This window comes from Parapedobacter soli, assembly GCF_025460835.1.
Classification (GTDB): domain Bacteria; phylum Bacteroidota; class Bacteroidia; order Sphingobacteriales; family Sphingobacteriaceae; genus Parapedobacter; species Parapedobacter soli.
Map to the genome: position 1 here is coordinate 36,057 of NZ_JAMXAY010000025.1, position 16,451 is coordinate 52,507.

Here is a 16,451-nt window from a genome sequence, read left to right on the forward strand (position 1 = left end):
AATTTTTGTTTTGAATAACCAATTGTAGACCAGCCATGCAAAAATGGTTTGCAACGTTTTTCGGTTTTAACCGCAGCGAACTAAATGGTGTTTGCGCGCTGATATTGCTGTTGCTAATACTGTGGGGCGCTCTGCGCGTCTTTCCTCTCCGTCGTAATATGCCGGCGTACGATATTTCCAGACAAGCCGCAGAAATCGATCGGTTCTTAATTACCCTACACGAATCTACAACCGCTGCAAACCATCACGGTGGGGCACCCGAATCCCGCGGTGGGCGGATTCTAACCGATGAAGTAACCCTTTTCCCGTTCGACCCGAATGGACTATCCATCGAAGATTGGCAGCGGCTGGGGTTATCCGAACGCCAGGCACAGGTAATAAAGAATTATGAAGCCAAAGGCGGCCGCTTTCGGAAGAAAGAAGACCTTCGGAAAATGTATACGCTATCCGATGCCGACTATGCCCGGTTGGAGCCGTATATTGAAATTAAAGAAACGGTGGATGATGGCGGCCGAAAGTCAATGACGGCATTTGCAACTAGGCAAAGCGCAGCAGCACCAGCCGCGGAAGAGCAGCGGTTGCATCTCGATTTAAATGAGGCTGACTCGCTCGAGTTGCAATACCTGCCCGGTATAGGGCCTGTATTTGCGTCGCGTATCGTCCGGTTTCGCGAACGGCTGGGAGGTTTCCACCACGTAGAACAGCTGATGCAGGTGTACGGGTTTGACACAGCGCGGTTTGAGGGACTGGAGGCGCATGTGTATGTGGACACGGCGAAAGTAAGAAAAATACCACTCAACAAGGCCGACTACCAGCATTTCCGCGACCACCCGCTGATTACCCACAAGTTGGCCAACGCAATCGTGCAATACCGCAAACAGCACGGCTCCTATGCGTCTATCGGCGATTTATTGAACATCGCTATCGTGGATGAGCAAATTTTGCTTAAAATTGCACCGTACTTAACGCTGACTGATGATTGAACAACGACTGAAATCTGCCGTACGGGATGTACTTGATTTCCCTAAGCCCGGTATTGTTTTCAAAGATATTACGCCCATCCTGAAGGATCCGCAGCTCTGCGAAGCGGTGGTGGAGTGCATGGCCGAACCGCTTGATGCGAATACGATCGACATGGTGGCGGGTATCGAAAGCCGCGGCTTCCTCTTCGGCCCCATGCTAGCGCAGCGGCTGGGCAAGCCCTTCGTACCAATCCGGAAAGCCGGGAAGTTGCCGTATACAACCGTGCGGGAGGAGTATGCACTCGAATATGGGTGTGCAACCATCGAGATCCATTCCGATGCCTTCGCCCCCGGCAGCCGCGTGCTCGTTCACGACGATCTGCTGGCTACAGGAGGTACGGTGGCCGCCACAAGCCGGCTGATCCGGCGCCTGGGCGGTAGTGTGGCTGGCTATACCTTTATTATTAGCCTTGATTTCCTCAACGGTAGGGCATGTCTCGCCGATTTCAGCCCGATCATCCATTCACTCATAGGCTACGATTGATTAAGTGAAATATTTTTTCGACCGTTTCGTGCCGGTGCGAAGGGATGATTGCTGCCGATAGGGCTTACCCAAATGGCTTTCATACCCAAAACCGTTTTATTCTACATTATACCGCATTTTCTTTGGTTTACTTTCTTTGCCATATTGCTTATTATTGCGATAAAACCAATTAGTTGTCATGATGGAATCAGTAATAATGGGCGACGAAAACCGCGAGATGGTTCGGCAGATGGTCCGCGAATTTGCACATAAGCATATCCGACCGCATGTGATGGAATGGGACGAAGAGCAACAATTCCCAATCGATACGTTCAAAGCCATGGGCCAACTCGGCATCATGGGAGTACTGGTGCCTGAGATATATGGCGGGGCGGGGTTGGGGTACGACGAGTATGTAGACATCATCGTGGAGGTAGCCAAAGTGTGCGGCTCCATCGGGCTTTCACTGGCAGCCCATAATTCGCTCTGTACAGGACACATCCTGGCATTCGGGAACGAGGGCCAGAAACAGCGGTGGCTGCCCAAGCTCGCCTCGGCCGAGTGGCTGGGTGCCTGGGCACTCACCGAAGCCAACACCGGCTCCGATGCACTTCGTATGGTTACCACGGCACGGATAGACGGTGACCACTATGTGGTTAACGGTGCGAAAAACTGGATCACACACGGCAAAAGCAGTGATGTGGCCGTGGTAATGGTGCGTACCGGCGAGACAAATAAATCGGCCGGGGTATCGGCATTGGTCATTGAAAAAGGAACAGCTGGTTTCACACATGGAAAGAAAGAGAACAAACTGGGTATGCGGGCATCGGAAACCACGGAGCTGATTTTCGATAATTGCCGCGTGCCGCGTGCGAACCTGCTAGGTGAGGAGGGACAGGGGTTCAAACAAGCCATGAAAGTGCTCGATGGGGGGCGCATCTCCATTGCCGCGCTGGCATTGGGCATGGCTAAAGGGGCGTTGGAAGCCGCTGTCGACTACGCCAAGGAACGGCACCAGTTCGGACAACCGATAGCTAATTTCCAGGGCATCTCGTTCAAGCTGGCCGATATGGCCACGGAGATCGAGGCCGCCGAGCTGCTGGTCAGGCAGGCTTGCGCCCTGAAGAATTCCGGTGGCGATGTCACCAAAAATTCGGCTATGGCCAAATACTACGCCTCGGAGGTTGCCGTGCGCTGTGCGACCGAAGCGGTACAGATTTTCGGGGGCTACGGATATACCAAAGACTTCCCCGTAGAAAAATACTACCGTGATGCTAAACTGTGCACTATTGGCGAAGGAACATCCGAAATCCAAAAAATGGTCATCGCCAGGGAGGTGTTGAAATAGACCAGCTTTTTGTTTTTTAGCAGCAATTTTTGTCTTAGGTTTGCGGTGACTAAAATCATAAGCAGCTATGACGCGGAGTGAACTCATCCACCAGATAAAAACCAAGCGCTCTTTCCTATGTGTGGGACTCGACACAGATATCGGAAAAATACCCCGCCACCTGCTGGACTATGAAGATCCGGTTTTTGAATTCAACCGGCAAATCATTGAGGCGACGGCAGACCTATGCGTGGCCTACAAGCCCAATATTGCCTTTTACGAAAGCCGGGGGGCGGCTGGATGGCAAAGCCTGCAAAAGACATGGGCCGCGTTGCCGCACGACTGCCTCAGCATAGCTGATGCCAAACGGGGCGATATAGGCAACACATCCAAAATGTACGCCAACGCTTTCTTCGACCCACAGACCTCGGGCCTCGGCTTTGATGCCATCACCGTGGCACCATATATGGGACACGACTCAGTGGAACCCTTCCTCGGTTTTGAGGGTAAGTGGACAATCGTATTGGCACTCACGTCGAATGCGGGAGGGCTCGACTTCCAAACACACCGGGACGAAAGTGGCACGCAGCTGTTTGAGCGTGTGATCGAAAAAGCCAACGGCTGGGGTACCACGGATAATTTGATGTATGTGGTGGGCGCCACACGGGGTGAGGCTTTTACTGCCATCCGTAAATTGGCACCTGATCATTTTCTGCTCGTCCCGGGTGTGGGCGCACAGGGGGGCAGCCTCCAAGAGGTGTGCCGCTATGGGATGAATGCTGAATGCGGGCTGCTGGTAAACGCTACCCGGTCGATCATTTACGCTTCCAATGGTGAAGATTTTGCGGAGCGGGCTAGGGAAGAGGCCCTGGCATTGCAACGGCAGATGGAAAAGGAATTGGAAGCCTGTTCGTTATAATTGCTCCCCAAGGTAGGTAACGAGCACTTTATCAATCCGATTGCCGTCCATATCCATCACTTCAAATTCGTGGTCTTTCCATTGCGTGCGCTCGCCAATGGCCGGCATGTGGCCCAGCCTGAGCAATACCAGGCCAGCGATGGTGCTGATGCTGCCCATGCTTTCATCTTCGTCTTCAGAAAGATCGATATTCAGTGCAATGAACAGCTCATCCAATTGGTACTGGCCATCGATAAGCAGGCTTCCGTCTTCACGGGTAACGATTTCGGGCTTCTCGGCCATATCCCCGTCGGAAATGTCGCCTACAAGGCTGCTGAGGATGTCGTTGATGGTGACGATGCCCTGGAGCGACCCGTACTCGTCGAGTACAATCGCCTGGTGAATCCGAGAGGTTTGGAATTTATTCAGTATGCTGTATGCCGAACTGTTTTCGTGTACATAATTGAGGGGTTGCGTCAACTGGTCCAATTGTATGGGGTGGTCGATGAGGTATTGGTTGAGCAGTGATTTGATGTGGACGATACCGATGATGTTGTCTAACCCGCCTTGGCAAACAGGATACACAGTGTGGCCGCTCTTCAGGATGGTGTCGCGGTGTACGTCGTAGCCGTCGTTGATATCCAGCCATACGATGTTGCTGCGGTGGGTCATTAGGTTGATGGCACGTTTGTCGCCCAAGCTGAACACACGATCCACGATTTCATGCTCGATATCTTCGATGGCTCCACTGTTGGCCCCTTCGTCGACCAAGGCCTTGATCTCCTCTTCGGTAACGGCGCTCCGCGACGTTTTGATATTGAGTAGCCTGACCACACCTTCCGTCGTGGCGCTGAGCAGCCACACGAAGGGAGCCACGGCCTTACTAAGCACCTGCATGGGGTAGGCCACCAGCATGGCGAATCGCTCTGGGATGGCCAGCCCAATCCGCTTGGGTACCAACTCGCCGAAAACCAACGTCAAAAATGTAATGGCAATCACGACGATTAGTACCGACAGTTGCCCGCCGTGGCTGCCTATCCAAGAAATCCCCGACAGGTAAACCTCGATGCGCTGCGCAATGGTGGCACCCCCGAAAATACCCGTAAGGATACCAATGAGCGTGATGCCGATCTGCACGGTCGATAGGAATTCGTTGGGCTTGTCCTTTAGCTTGAGCACCTGGTTGGCTGCTGAATTTCTTTTGTCGGCCAGTACCTGCAAACGTGCTTTCTTACTGGATACGATAGCAATCTCGGAAGCCGACAAAACGCCATTCAATAGGATTAACGCTAAGATAATCAGCGATTCAGTAAGCATGAAGCTAAGGTAATAATTAATTTAAACAAACAAAAGCCAGAAACGATGCCGCATTATATTTCATCTGTCAAAAGCCTTTTCGGATTTTTGACCTGTTCTCTCAGTAGCGCAATTTCAACTACCTCGCGCATCTCTACTACGTAGTGGAAGGTGAGGTCCTTGATATAATCTTCTTTGATTTCCAGGATATCTTTTTTGTTTGCTTTGGAGAGAATGATCTCTCTGATATTGGCTCGCTTGGCTGCCAGAATCTTTTCCTTAATGCCGCCAACGGGGAGTACCTTGCCCCTGAGGGTTATCTCTCCGGTCATGGCCAACTTTTCCTTTACCTTGCGCTGGGTGAAGCTCGAGGCCAGTGCGGTAAGCATGGTGATACCGGCAGAAGGACCGTCCTTGGGTGTCGCACCGGCAGGCACGTGGATATGGACATCCCACTTGTCGAACACGCGGTAGTCGATATCAAATTCGCCGGCATTTGCACGCAGGTATGCCATTGCTATCGTTGCCGACTCCTTCATCACATCGCCCAGATTGCCCGTAAGCGTCAGTTTGCCCTTGCCGGGGCTCAAGCTCGACTCGATATACAGGATGTCGCCGCCAACCTGGGTCCACGCGAGCCCAGTTACCACGCCCGCTACATCGTTGTTTTCATAGTATTCCTTGTCGAATATCGGCGCACCGAGGGTTTTCTCCACAACGGCCGCATCGATCGGTTTGGGCAACGGGTCTTCCATAACGATGTGGGTAGCCACACCGCGCACAAGCGAGCCGATTTTCTTTTCCAGGCCACGTACGCCCGATTCACGCGTATATTCATCGATTACCTTCTCAATGATATTCGTACGGAGCGAAAATTCCCTAGCTTTGAGGCCATGCAATTCCCGCTGTTTCGGGATCAGGTGCTTCTTGGCAATCTCAATCTTCTCTTCGATGGTATAGCCATTTACCTCGATGATCTCCATGCGGTCCAACAATGCGGGTTGGATGCTGCTGAGCGTATTGGCCGTGGCAATGAACATCACGTTCGATAGGTCGTAATCAAGCTCGACATAGTGGTCGTAGAACGCGTTATTCTGCTCGGGGTCGAGGACTTCCAGCAATGCCGATGACGGATCGCCGCGGAAGTCGCTACCGACCTTGTCGATTTCGTCGAGCACGAACACCGGATTTGAAGCGCCGGCTTTTTTGAGCGACTGGATGATGCGGCCCGGCATAGCGCCGATATACGTTTTTCGGTGGCCTCTGATTTCAGCCTCATCGCGGATACCGCCCAGCGCCATGCGTGTATATTTGCGGCCTAGGGCTTTGGCAATAGACTTGCCCAGCGACGTTTTACCCACACCTGGGGGGCCGACCAGACATAATATCGGCGCCTTCATATTGTGCTTTAACTTCAGTACGGCCAAGTACTCGATGATCCGGCGCTTCACTTTCTCCAGCCCATAGTGATCACGGTCTAATACCCGTTTCGCACGGTTCAGGTCGAAATTGTCTTTGGTAAAATCGTTCCACGGCAGTTCAAGTAATAGCTCTAAATAATTCACCTGCACCGAATAATCGGCAGCTGCCGGATTGATGCGCGCAAGCTTGTCGAGCTCCTTGTCGAAATGCTCGGCTACTTCTTTCGACCATTTTTTCAACTTGGCCCGTTTGCGCAGGTCTTCCATCTCCAGGTCGGGCGTGTTACCGCCCAGCTCTTCCTGGATAGTCTTCAGCTGCTGGTTGAGGAAGTAATCCCGCTGCTGCTTATCTAAATCTCCCTTTACCTTATTCTGTATCTGATTCTTAAGCTCAAGCAACTGTAGTTCTACATTGAGCTGTTCCAGTACTTTAGACGCACGTTTATCCAAGCCGGAGATCTCTAATAATTCTTGCTTGAACGAAAGGTCGGCATTGAGGTTCGATGAGATGAAATTAATCAGAAACGCCGGGCTCTCGATATTTTTGATGGCGATACCGGCTTCGCTTGGAATGTGTGGCGAGAGCTGGATAATCTGCAGGGCCATCTCTTTGATTGACGAAATAAGAGCGTTGAACTCCCTGTTCGATTTGTGTTTCTTCTCCTCGAATCGTTCTACGTGTGCCTTGATGTATGGTTCGCTTTGGATAAGCCCACGTAGCCGGAAACGTTGTTTCCCTTGAATGATGACGGTCGTATTGCCATCCGGCATCTGCAATATTTTGATAATCATGGCCACCGTGCCCACTAGATGCAATTGATCGAACGACGGGTCTTCAATGGCCATGTTCTGCTGTGAAACGACACCGATTATGCGATCGCCCTTATAAGCTTCCTTTACCAGTTTAATGGATTTGTCGCGCCCGACGGTGATTGGGATGACCACACCGGGGAACAGCACGGTGTTGCGTAATGGTAGGATAGCCAATGACTCCGGAAGATCGGCATTGCTCATCTCATCTTCATCCTGCTGGCTTAGCAAGGGGAAAAACTCCGTGTCTTCATTTATGATGGGGATTGCTTGATTAAAATCAAATGGATCAAAATTGCTCATGTATATTTTTCGTCTATGATGTGGCGCCATTTTGGCAGCTGGAAACACTTGGTGAATTAACTACATATAATGTAGACATAATTGCAATGCCTATGCCAATAGTGAGTCTGGCCGGTATTTGAATGCAAACTTGTGTCATTAGGTGCATTTGCTGAAAAAAAGTCAGCTGTGAAACGCTCGGCCGGGTTACGGTTGCATGTTGGTAAAGATATCGCTGCATACGGATAATTTGACTAATATACGTAATTGCCCAGTAAAATTAAATCAATGGATAATAAAATGGCCGATTTGGAGTTTTAAGTGGAAAATTCTGGTTACGCAGCACTTGAAGGTGGCAAACTAATGGTTATGTTTGTAGCACGGAAATTGTAGTAACGAATGGCAAAAGGGTGTTATTTTGCCGAATGGCAGGGCCCGGAGAAGTTTGTGTAATTTTATAACGTGATGAAAATAAACAATTTGAACACTATTTTGGAACGAGTTAAATCGGGTATCGTCATGGCGCTACTGTGTGTTGTAGTAATGGGGGGCCATGCCCAGACCACTGAAACCGCACCCAGCAACCCATATGTACGTTTGGGTCAGAAAGCGTTGATAGATGGCGATTTCAAAGCGGCTGCAGGCCATCTGCAAAAGGCGTTGCCTGCAGAGGCCAACGATCCGAATGTGATGTATATGCTGGCCTACTCGCAATACCAGATCGGTGAGTACCGCAAAGCACTGGATTCGTTCAGCAAGGTGATTGAATTGCGTCCTGACCACGAATCGGCTTATTATTACCGGGGTAAAGCCAGCAACATCCTAGCGGTGCAAACGGATAAGAAGATCAGTTCGACCAATCGTGAAAAGATGCTGAACGATGCTATCGTGAATTATACCAAAGCTATTGAGCTGAATGGCGAAGATGTGAAGTATTACCAAAATAGGGGTATAGCCTACCGCGATTTAGGCATCCTGAGGGGAACGTCTGGCACCGCCAATTACGACAAAGAAGTCGCTGCCGATGCCTATAATAAAAGTGTAATCGATTTTGAGCAGGTATTGGCTATGTCGCCAGGCAAAAAGGATATCCAAACTGAAATCAAGAAGGCTAAGGTGTATCGGGATAACCTGAAATAAACCGGCCGGAGATGGTGTAATGGCTTTCGCCGATTACACGCACGCGCTGTTTTTTGTCGATCCGGTATAGCGAATCGGTGTAGTAGTCGAGTTGCTCATCGGTATGGTATAGCATATTGTCTACCTGGTTCGTGATGCGGATATGGGTAATGGTGCCATCATCCGATTTTTCCACAAGGATTTCTTTGGTACGCAACGTAGGGTCGGTTGCGGTATATTTTACAGAGCTTGCCGTACTGTCTATCCGGTAGCTGTTTTGCCAAGCGGGCTTATTGATGTCGGCATCTGTAAATAGGGCAAATTCACCTTTCCAGTCGGTTACCCTGATATTTTTACTTTCGCTATCCCCACTTTTAGCTACTGTTTTGGTGATTTCAGGATTGATTTGCTGTAACCGTTCCGCTTCCCGATCAAAATAGTCAGTTAGGCTGAAATAGTTGGTTTCTGGGCGAATCGCAGCCCCCGATGCATCGCCTGCGTCGCCGCATGAGGTGAGCAGCATGGGTACGGCGGCAATGAGATAGCGCCACGATGTTGTGTTTAGCCAACGCATGGCATTCCGTTTATACCAATACATTGCCTGTCATCTCCGGCGGAATGGGGATACCCATGAGGGTCAGGATCGTCGGCGCGATGTCGCCCAATTTCCCGTCGGCAATCGCCGTATAATTGCTGTCGATGAGTATGCAGGGCACCAGATTGGTCGTGTGGGCCGTATTAACCGATCCGTCGTCGTTGACCATGAATTCGGCATTTCCATGGTCTGCAATGATGATAAAGCTGTAACCTTCCCGGTGTCCGCATTCAACTACTTGCCGTGCGCATCGGTCTACGGTTTCCACCGCTGTTACCACTGCATTAAACACCCCGGTATGACCCACCATGTCGGGATTTGCGAAGTTTAGGCAGATAAAGTCGGGCTTATTCAGCGATATATCATTGCAGATAGCATCTGCCACACCCTGGGCACTCATCTCTGGCTGCAGGTCGTACGTCGCCACTTTGGGCGACGGTATCAGGATGCGATGCTCGCCTTTGAATTCCTGCTCGCGCCCACCCGAGAAGAAAAAGGTGACGTGTGGGTATTTCTCGGTTTCCGCAATGCGGGTCTGTGTCTTGCCGGCAGCCTCCAGTACCTCGCCGATCGTATTGGTGAGGTTGTCTTTGAGGAATAGCACCTGGACGTCCTTGAAGGTTTCATCATAGGTGGTCATGGTGAGGTAATGCAGATCGAGTGGAAGCATGTCGAAAGCCGGGAACGCTTGCTGCGTAAGCGCTATCGTAATTTCCCGGCCACGATCGGTCCGGAAATTAAAGCATACCACTACATCACCGGCAGCGATTAACGCCAACGGATTACCCTCCGAATCGGTCTTGACGATTGGTTTGACGAATTCATCGGTGATACCTTCCTTATACGATTGCTCGATCGCTTTACCTAAATCTGTAGTCTTGCTGCCGGTTCCGTGTACCAGCAGGTCGTAGGCCAACTTAACCCGTTCCCACCGGTTGTCGCGGTCCATAGCATAGTACCGTCCGATCGCTGAAGCCAGCTGACCTACACTTGTAGGTAAGAATTCTTCCAGATCAGCTACGTACCCAACACCCGAATTGGGGTCGGTATCGCGGCCATCCAAAAACGCATGGATGAATACATTCTCGTTTGTCAACCCGGCATGTTTGGCGGCATCACACAGTCCCTTGAGGTGGCGGGTATGGGCGTGGACCCCGCCATCAGACAACAGTCCGATAAAGTGTACGCGTTTGCCGTTTGCCTTTGCATAGCCAAACGCGTCCTGCAGTACGGCATTCCGGTTGAATTCACCGTCGGCAACGGCTTTGTGTATCCGCCCCAGTTCTTGGTAAACGACACGGCCGGCCCCCAGGTTCATGTGCCCCACTTCGGAGTTGCCCATCTGGCCTGCGGGAAGTCCTACCGCCTCGCCCGACGCCTCCAGCCGCGAATTGGGTTTACTGGCCAATAATTCATCCAAAAACGGTGTGTTTGCTGCACGGACGGCATTCGACTGATCCGCTTTGCCATAGCCCAAACCATCCAAGATTATGAGCGCTACTTTTCTACTGTTATTCACGGAGCAAACTTAGACAAAGTTGCTTTTAGATGCAAGTTTATCGGCTGCTATATCGCACGGATACAGCGTGTATTTGCTGTAGTAGGGAATACAGCCGCAAAAGATGGCATGTTTTTAGCTATACGTAAACCGTTGAACGTGAATCGGGCCCACAGTCCGATATGTGTAGAATTTAGTCTACAATCTAATCAATGAATGTGGACTTTACGAGTTAAACGCCAAACAGAATTGAAATTTGGATAAACAATTACATTGGAACGCGATGGGAATTAGTTTGATTAAAAAGATGGGGATGATAGGTGCAATGTGTCTCGTGATGGGAGTGGGATTTGCCAATATCAATGATGTGATCGATGATATCGCGTCGTGCGTACGTAGCGGCAACACCAAAGAACTTTCCAAGCATTTTTCATCGACCGTGAGTATGACGTTGCTAAATGATGAGGGAATCTACTCCCGCGTGCAGGCGGAAATCATTCTAAGGGATTTTTTCAATAAGCATACACCCACGGACGTAAAGGTTGCACACCGGTTGGATTCAAATCCCAACTTCCGGTATGTGGTGCTTAATCTTGAAACGGCAAAGGATACATTTAGGGTTTCTTATAAGCTGACAAACAACGACAATACCTTCGAGGTTACCGAATTTCGTATCGAATCGATTTATTGATAAACCTACCCGATTTTTAATTTTATTCGTTTTCTTTTATTTTAAATAGCCATCTTAGCGCCGTTTAACGGAAGTTATTCCATGTTTGCATGGGGTGTTTCGAAACACTTGGCATACATGGAGTACGCATGATGGATAACCAATGACTCAGATTGAAAACGAATTATTGCTGCGCTTCATTGCGGCAGCACTTGCAGAAGATGTAGGCGACGGTGACCATACCTCGATAGCCACTATCCCGGCTGGCTCAGCAGGCCAGGCTCAACTGATTATCAAAGAGGCAGGGATACTGGCGGGCTTAGAAGAAGCGCTGGCGGTATTCCGTTATGTAGACGAAACACTGGTGGTTTCGACCTTCAGCACCGACGGTGATGCAGTAGCTGTAGGCGATGTGGTGCTTACGGTTACCGGGAGCATCCACAGTATCCTGATCGCCGAACGGCTTGTGCTCAACATGATGCAACGGATGAGTGGGATTGCCACCGCAACACACCGGATTGTTGCCGCGATCGCGGGTACGGGTACAAAAGTGCTGGATACCCGCAAAACCACACCATTGCTCCGATTCCTTGAAAAAAAAGCAGTGAAAACAGGCGGTGGCGTAAACCACCGCTTCGGATTGCACGACATGATGCTGATCAAGGATAACCACGTAGACTACGCCGGCGGAATAAAGGAAGCCATAACACGTGCCCGAGAATACCAAGGGAAAATGAAACGGCCTATTGCCATTGAGGTAGAAGTGCGGGATATGGAAGAAGTGCAAGAGGTACTTGCCGTTGGGGGTGTAGACCGGATAATGCTGGATAATTTCACGCCCGGTGAAGTAAGAAAGGCGGTAGCCTTGATCGATGGGCGACTAGTAACGGAGGTGTCTGGCGGGATTACCGCCGACAATATCGGCGATTACGCCGCGGCAGGGGTTGACTTTATCTCTATCGGTGCTTTGACACATTCCGTAAAAGGGCTGGATATGAGTTTGAAAGCAAAAGTGGTCGATTAAATAATCGCATTGCTGATAAAGCATTGCGAATAAAATCAACTTTATCTAAGTTTGTAACTCATGATATCGAGCTATCTCATTGGAGCTGTTGTCTTAGCCTACCTGTTTGGATCAATACCCACTGCGGTATGGTTGGGGCAATCGTTCTATGGTGTGGATGTACGGGAATACGGCAGTGGGAATGCCGGGGCTACCAACACGTTCCGCGTGCTGGGTACCAAGGCAGGTGTTGCCGTAATGATCATCGATATTCTGAAAGGGTGGACCGCCACCAATCTGGCCTATTTCATCGGGCCTTCTGTAACCGGACCGCAAGCTGCGGCTCAATTTGTGAATTACCAACTTGCGCTGGGTGTTATCGCAGTTGTGGGGCACCTATTCCCGGTATTTGCGGGGTTCAGGGGCGGTAAGGGGGTGGCCACATTATTCGGGATGATCCTGGCCGTGCATTTCCAGGCAGCCCTGGTATGTGTGTCGGTATTCTTAATCGTATTGCTGCTTACCCACTACGTATCGTTGAGTTCGATATCTGCCGGGTTCGCCTTCCCGTTCAGCATTGTTTTCCTGTTCCACACATCGGTTAAATCCGTGTTGCTGTATGGGATATGCATCTGTGTGCTGATTCTGATCACCCACCAGAAAAATATCGAACGTTTGTTGAAAGGAAAGGAGTCGAAAGTTTATTTGTTTGGAAAGCGGGCGAAGGTTTAAGACGCAAATTCGGCATATATATTGCTTTCTTTGAAATGCGTGGCTGAGGCCATTTTAAAAAGTTGAATTGTGGAGCCAGATTTAAATATATTCAAATGAACAATATTATCACACGTGGTTGCATCCTATTGGGTGCAATTATCATCGCATCATGCGCAACCGTGCCGCTGACTGGAAGGAAGCAATTGAGTTTAGTAAACGAGGCTGAAATTCAGCAACAGGCTGCGCTGGTGTACAAGGATTTCCTGGACGATTCGGAAACCAAGGTGATTAAGAGCAGCAATCAGGCACAAATGGTGCAGCGGGTGGGAAAAAATATTGCAAATGCGGTAAACCGTTTCTTGCAGGAGAACGGGTACGGCAACCAGTATGATTTCCACTGGGAGTTCAACCTGATTGAGGAGAACCAGATAAATGCTTGGTGTATGCCCGGCGGGAAGGTTGCGGTGTATAGCGGCATTCTGCCGGTTACCAAGAACGAGGCAGGACTTGCCACGGTAATGGGACACGAAATAGCACACGCCATTGCCAAGCACTCGGCCGAGCGCATGTCTCAAACGATATTGGCGCAGGCAGGTGGTGTTGCCGTGGACGTGGCCACAGCCGAAAAATCGAGTACCACCCGGGCTGTGCTCAATACGGCCTATGGCTTGGGTGGCCAGCTGGCATTACTGAATTACTCGCGTAATCAGGAAAGTGAAGCCGATCGGTTAGGACTGGTATTCATGGCCATGGCGGGGTATGACCCCAATGAAGCCATCGGTTTTTGGGAGCGTATGGCCCAAGCGAAAGAAGCGCAGGGCGGGGGAGCACCCCCCGAATTCCTGAGCACGCACCCTAGTGACGCCCGGCGTATCAATAACATCAAAAAACTGATGCCCGAAGCGTTGAGCTATTATAAGAAATAAGGCGTAAACGGGAATGACATTGAAACGTATTGATATCGGAGTTATCCGGACGGCGTATAAGATGGGTGAGTTGAGTGAAGACGAGCTCCGCCCCGATCCCATAGAACAATTCCGGGATTGGTTTGAAGAGGCGCTAGAAAAAGATGTGATGGAACCAAATGCCATGACACTGGCTACGGTATCGTCCAATGGACAACCTTCGGCACGGATTGTACTGCTCAAAGATTTGGACGACAATGGTTTCGGATTTTTCACCAATTATGAGAGCCAGAAGGGTGTTGAGCTACAAGGCAACCCCAAGGCTGCTTTATTATTTTTCTGGCCGGAGCTGCAGCGGCAGGTGCGCGTAGTGGGACGGGTATCAAAGATGTCTGCCGAGCAGTCTGAAACTTACTTCCACTCCAGGCCCCGGGGCAGCCAGCTGGGAGCCATTGCGTCGCCGCAGAGCCGGGAGATTACCGGTAGGGAAACGCTTAGCACGAAACTGGACGAGTTGGAACAGCAGTACAAGGATGGTACCCGGATTCCACGGCCATCCCATTGGGGGGGCTACCGCCTACATCCGGATCGGATAGAGTTTTGGCAGGGGGGCGATAACCGGCTCCACGATAGGTTGGTATATACACAGCAGGGTACGGAATGGGAAGTCAGCCGGCTGGCACCTTAACCACTCAATTTGAATGGAAATTATAACACGTGTTCAAGAGCTGCTAGTAGCAGCGTTTGGCAACCAAGCGATTGTTGCCATAGAGGAGTCGGGGCTCCAGGCCGCACTCGTGGTAGCCTCGGAAGCGCTGCCTGAGGTCTGTTTGTATCTCCGCGATCATGAAGAGACCTATTTCGATTTTCTTTCCTGTATCAGCGCCGTGGATAACGGTGTGGAGAGCGGTTCGTTTACAGTAGTGTACCACTTGGCTTCCATACCCCACCAGCACCAGCTAACCCTGAAAACAACTATAGAAAACGACAGGACGCTCGATAACCTTCCGGTGGTGCCTACCGTAAGCGGGGTTTGGCGCACGGCCGACTGGCATGAGCGGGAAGCATTTGACCTCATGGGTATTTATTTTGACGGGCATCCGGACCTACGGCGGATATTGCTGCCAGACGATTGGGAAGGATATCCCTTGCGTAAGGACTACGAAGAAGCAGAAGCATATCATGGCATTCCAATTAAATGACACACCGCCCTACCAGGAGGCACTTCGGGCATACGAGGCCCGATTGGCAGCCGTAGGTGCCGAAGAAATGGTGATCAACATGGGGCCCCAGCACCCCTCTACCCACGGGGTGCTACGCCTGCAGCTGATAACCGACGGCGAGTTGGTTAAAGAGGTCATCCCCCATGTAGGCTACCTGCACCGCTGCTTTGAGAAGCATGCGGAGTCAATGAATTATGGTAAGACCATCCCGTTTACCGACCGCTTGGACTACCTGGCGTCGATGAACAACAGCCACGCTTTTGTGATGGGGGTGGAGCGCATGCTAGGTATCGACCGGAAAATACCGAAGCGCATTGAGTATATCCGTGTACTGGTCTGTGAGCTCAACCGTATCGCCTCGCACTTGATTGCCATCGGAACCTACGGGATAGACATCGGGGCTTTTACTCCGTTCATGTGGTGCTTCCGCGACCGAGAACATATCATGAATATGCTTGAATGGGCATCGGGGTCGCGCATGCTTTATAATTATATTTGGGTAGGCGGGTTGTTTTATGACCTGCCCGTGGGCTTCGAGGCAAGGTGCAGTGAGTTTGTACGGTATTTCAAACCGAAGTTGCCAGAGCTCGACGAGTTGCTGACAGACAACCAGATTTTTATCTCGCGGACAGCAAATATAGGGATTCTGCCGGCCGACGTGGCAATCAATTACGGTTGCTCCGGGCCGATGCTGCGCGCCTCGGGCGTCAAATGGGATTTGAGGCGGGTCGACGAATATTCGGTATATCCCGAATTGGAATTCGATATACCGGTAGGTAAGGGGGAGATGGGCAGCAAGGGGGATTGCTGGGACCGGTTCAAAGTACGGATCGATGAAGTCAAGGAGTCTGTGCGGATTATCGAACAATGCCTGGAGCGGCTGGAAGGACCGTTGAAGCGCACCGCCGATTTCGACCCGCGGGCTTTGGTGCCGAAAAAAGTAAACCTCAAAGCACAGGACTATTATGTGCGCGCAGAAAACCCAAAGGGTGAGTTGGGATTCTATTTCGTGACGCAGGAGAAAACGGATATCCCGAAGCGGGTGAAGGCCCGGGGGCCGAGCTTCCATAACCTTTCTGTGCTCCCGGAGTTGGCAAAAGGCGTACTGATTGCAGACTTGATTGCTATTCTGGGATCGATAGATATTGTGCTGGGAGAGGTGGACCGATAAAAAAACGTCCGGGCTACCCGCCCGGACGCTCTTT

At 50.8% G+C, this 16,451-nt stretch carries 16 protein-coding genes; 12 read left to right on the forward strand and 4 right to left on the reverse strand.

What is annotated here, in order from left to right; all coding sequences use genetic code 11:
• Positions 1-35 precede the first annotated feature (35 nt).
• The 4 genes from NGM62_RS12005 to pyrF all read left to right on the forward strand — a co-directional run bounded on the left by NGM62_RS12005 (position 36) and on the right by pyrF (position 3,731).
• A complete protein-coding gene (locus NGM62_RS12005; protein ID WP_262248252.1) occupies positions 36-983 on the forward strand; it encodes a ComEA family DNA-binding protein in 948 nt (315 codons plus the stop codon).
• The gene (locus NGM62_RS12010; protein WP_262248254.1) at positions 976-1,506 is read left to right on the forward strand and encodes an adenine phosphoribosyltransferase; all 531 of its coding nucleotides are present in this window, start codon (positions 976-978) and stop codon (positions 1,504-1,506) included. Before NGM62_RS12005 ends, NGM62_RS12010 begins: the two co-directional genes overlap by 8 nt.
• A gap of 178 nt (positions 1,507-1,684) precedes the next feature.
• Positions 1,685-2,833, forward strand: coding sequence for an acyl-CoA dehydrogenase family protein (locus tag NGM62_RS12015; RefSeq protein ID WP_262248255.1), 1,149 nt, complete (start codon positions 1,685-1,687; stop codon positions 2,831-2,833).
• A 67-nt stretch (positions 2,834-2,900) separates the two neighbouring features.
• The gene (gene pyrF / locus NGM62_RS12020; protein ID WP_262248257.1) at positions 2,901-3,731 is read left to right on the forward strand and encodes an orotidine-5'-phosphate decarboxylase; all 831 of its coding nucleotides are present in this window, start codon (positions 2,901-2,903) and stop codon (positions 3,729-3,731) included.
• On the opposite strand, the gene NGM62_RS12025 is transcribed toward pyrF, so the two are convergent.
• Positions 3,726-5,027, reverse strand: a complete 1,302-nt coding sequence (locus NGM62_RS12025; protein WP_262248258.1) for a hemolysin family protein — start codon at positions 5,025-5,027, stop codon at positions 3,726-3,728. The two genes, pyrF and NGM62_RS12025, sit on opposite strands and share 6 nt — an antisense overlap.
• Before the next feature lie 53 nt (positions 5,028-5,080).
• Positions 5,081-7,540, reverse strand: coding sequence for an endopeptidase La (gene lon / locus NGM62_RS12030; RefSeq protein ID WP_262248259.1), 2,460 nt, complete (start codon positions 7,538-7,540; stop codon positions 5,081-5,083).
• A gap of 471 nt (positions 7,541-8,011) precedes the next feature.
• Between lon and NGM62_RS12035 the strand changes: the two genes are divergently transcribed.
• Positions 8,012-8,659 carry a tetratricopeptide repeat protein gene (locus NGM62_RS12035; RefSeq protein WP_262248261.1) on the forward strand — a complete coding sequence of 216 codons (648 nt, stop codon included), beginning with the start codon at positions 8,012-8,014 and terminating at the stop codon, positions 8,657-8,659.
• Here NGM62_RS12035 and NGM62_RS12040 read toward each other — a convergent pair.
• Positions 8,631-9,212 (reverse strand): hypothetical protein, encoded by a 582-nt coding sequence (locus NGM62_RS12040; protein ID WP_262248263.1) that lies wholly within the window; start codon positions 9,210-9,212, stop codon positions 8,631-8,633. The two genes, NGM62_RS12035 and NGM62_RS12040, sit on opposite strands and share 29 nt — an antisense overlap.
• A 10-nt stretch (positions 9,213-9,222) precedes the next feature.
• Entirely contained in the window at positions 9,223-10,752 is a 1,530-nt protein-coding gene (gene gpmI, locus NGM62_RS12045; RefSeq protein WP_262248264.1) for a 2,3-bisphosphoglycerate-independent phosphoglycerate mutase, read from the reverse strand.
• Positions 10,753-11,038: 286 nt separating this feature from the next.
• Here gpmI and NGM62_RS12050 point away from each other — a divergent pair, with 286 nt between their 5' ends.
• The 7 genes from NGM62_RS12050 (at position 11,039) to NGM62_RS12080 (ending at position 16,417) form a co-directional block, all read left to right on the forward strand.
• Positions 11,039-11,422: a DUF4783 domain-containing protein gene (locus NGM62_RS12050; protein WP_262248265.1), complete on the forward strand. Its 384-nt coding sequence runs from the start codon at positions 11,039-11,041 to the stop codon at positions 11,420-11,422.
• 142 nt (positions 11,423-11,564) lie between these two features.
• Positions 11,565-12,425, forward strand: coding sequence for a carboxylating nicotinate-nucleotide diphosphorylase (gene nadC, locus NGM62_RS12055; protein WP_262248267.1), 861 nt, complete (start codon positions 11,565-11,567; stop codon positions 12,423-12,425).
• Positions 12,426-12,485: 60 nt separating this feature from the next.
• Positions 12,486-13,136: a glycerol-3-phosphate 1-O-acyltransferase PlsY gene (gene plsY, locus NGM62_RS12060; RefSeq protein ID WP_262248268.1), complete on the forward strand. Its 651-nt coding sequence runs from the start codon at positions 12,486-12,488 to the stop codon at positions 13,134-13,136.
• Between the two features lie 95 nt (positions 13,137-13,231).
• The gene (locus NGM62_RS12065) at positions 13,232-14,044 is read left to right on the forward strand and encodes a M48 family metallopeptidase (RefSeq protein WP_262248270.1); all 813 of its coding nucleotides are present in this window, start codon (positions 13,232-13,234) and stop codon (positions 14,042-14,044) included.
• Positions 14,045-14,057: 13 nt separating this feature from the next.
• Positions 14,058-14,711, forward strand: coding sequence for a pyridoxamine 5'-phosphate oxidase (gene pdxH / locus NGM62_RS12070; protein WP_262248272.1), 654 nt, complete (start codon positions 14,058-14,060; stop codon positions 14,709-14,711).
• 13 nt (positions 14,712-14,724) lie between these two features.
• Positions 14,725-15,225: an NADH-quinone oxidoreductase subunit C gene (locus tag NGM62_RS12075; RefSeq protein WP_262248274.1), complete on the forward strand. Its 501-nt coding sequence runs from the start codon at positions 14,725-14,727 to the stop codon at positions 15,223-15,225.
• Positions 15,206-16,417 carry an NADH-quinone oxidoreductase subunit D gene (locus NGM62_RS12080; RefSeq protein WP_262248275.1) on the forward strand — a complete coding sequence of 404 codons (1,212 nt, stop codon included), beginning with the start codon at positions 15,206-15,208 and terminating at the stop codon, positions 16,415-16,417. The genes NGM62_RS12075 and NGM62_RS12080 overlap by 20 nt, the downstream gene beginning before the upstream one ends.
• Positions 16,418-16,451: the final 34 nt, after the last annotated feature.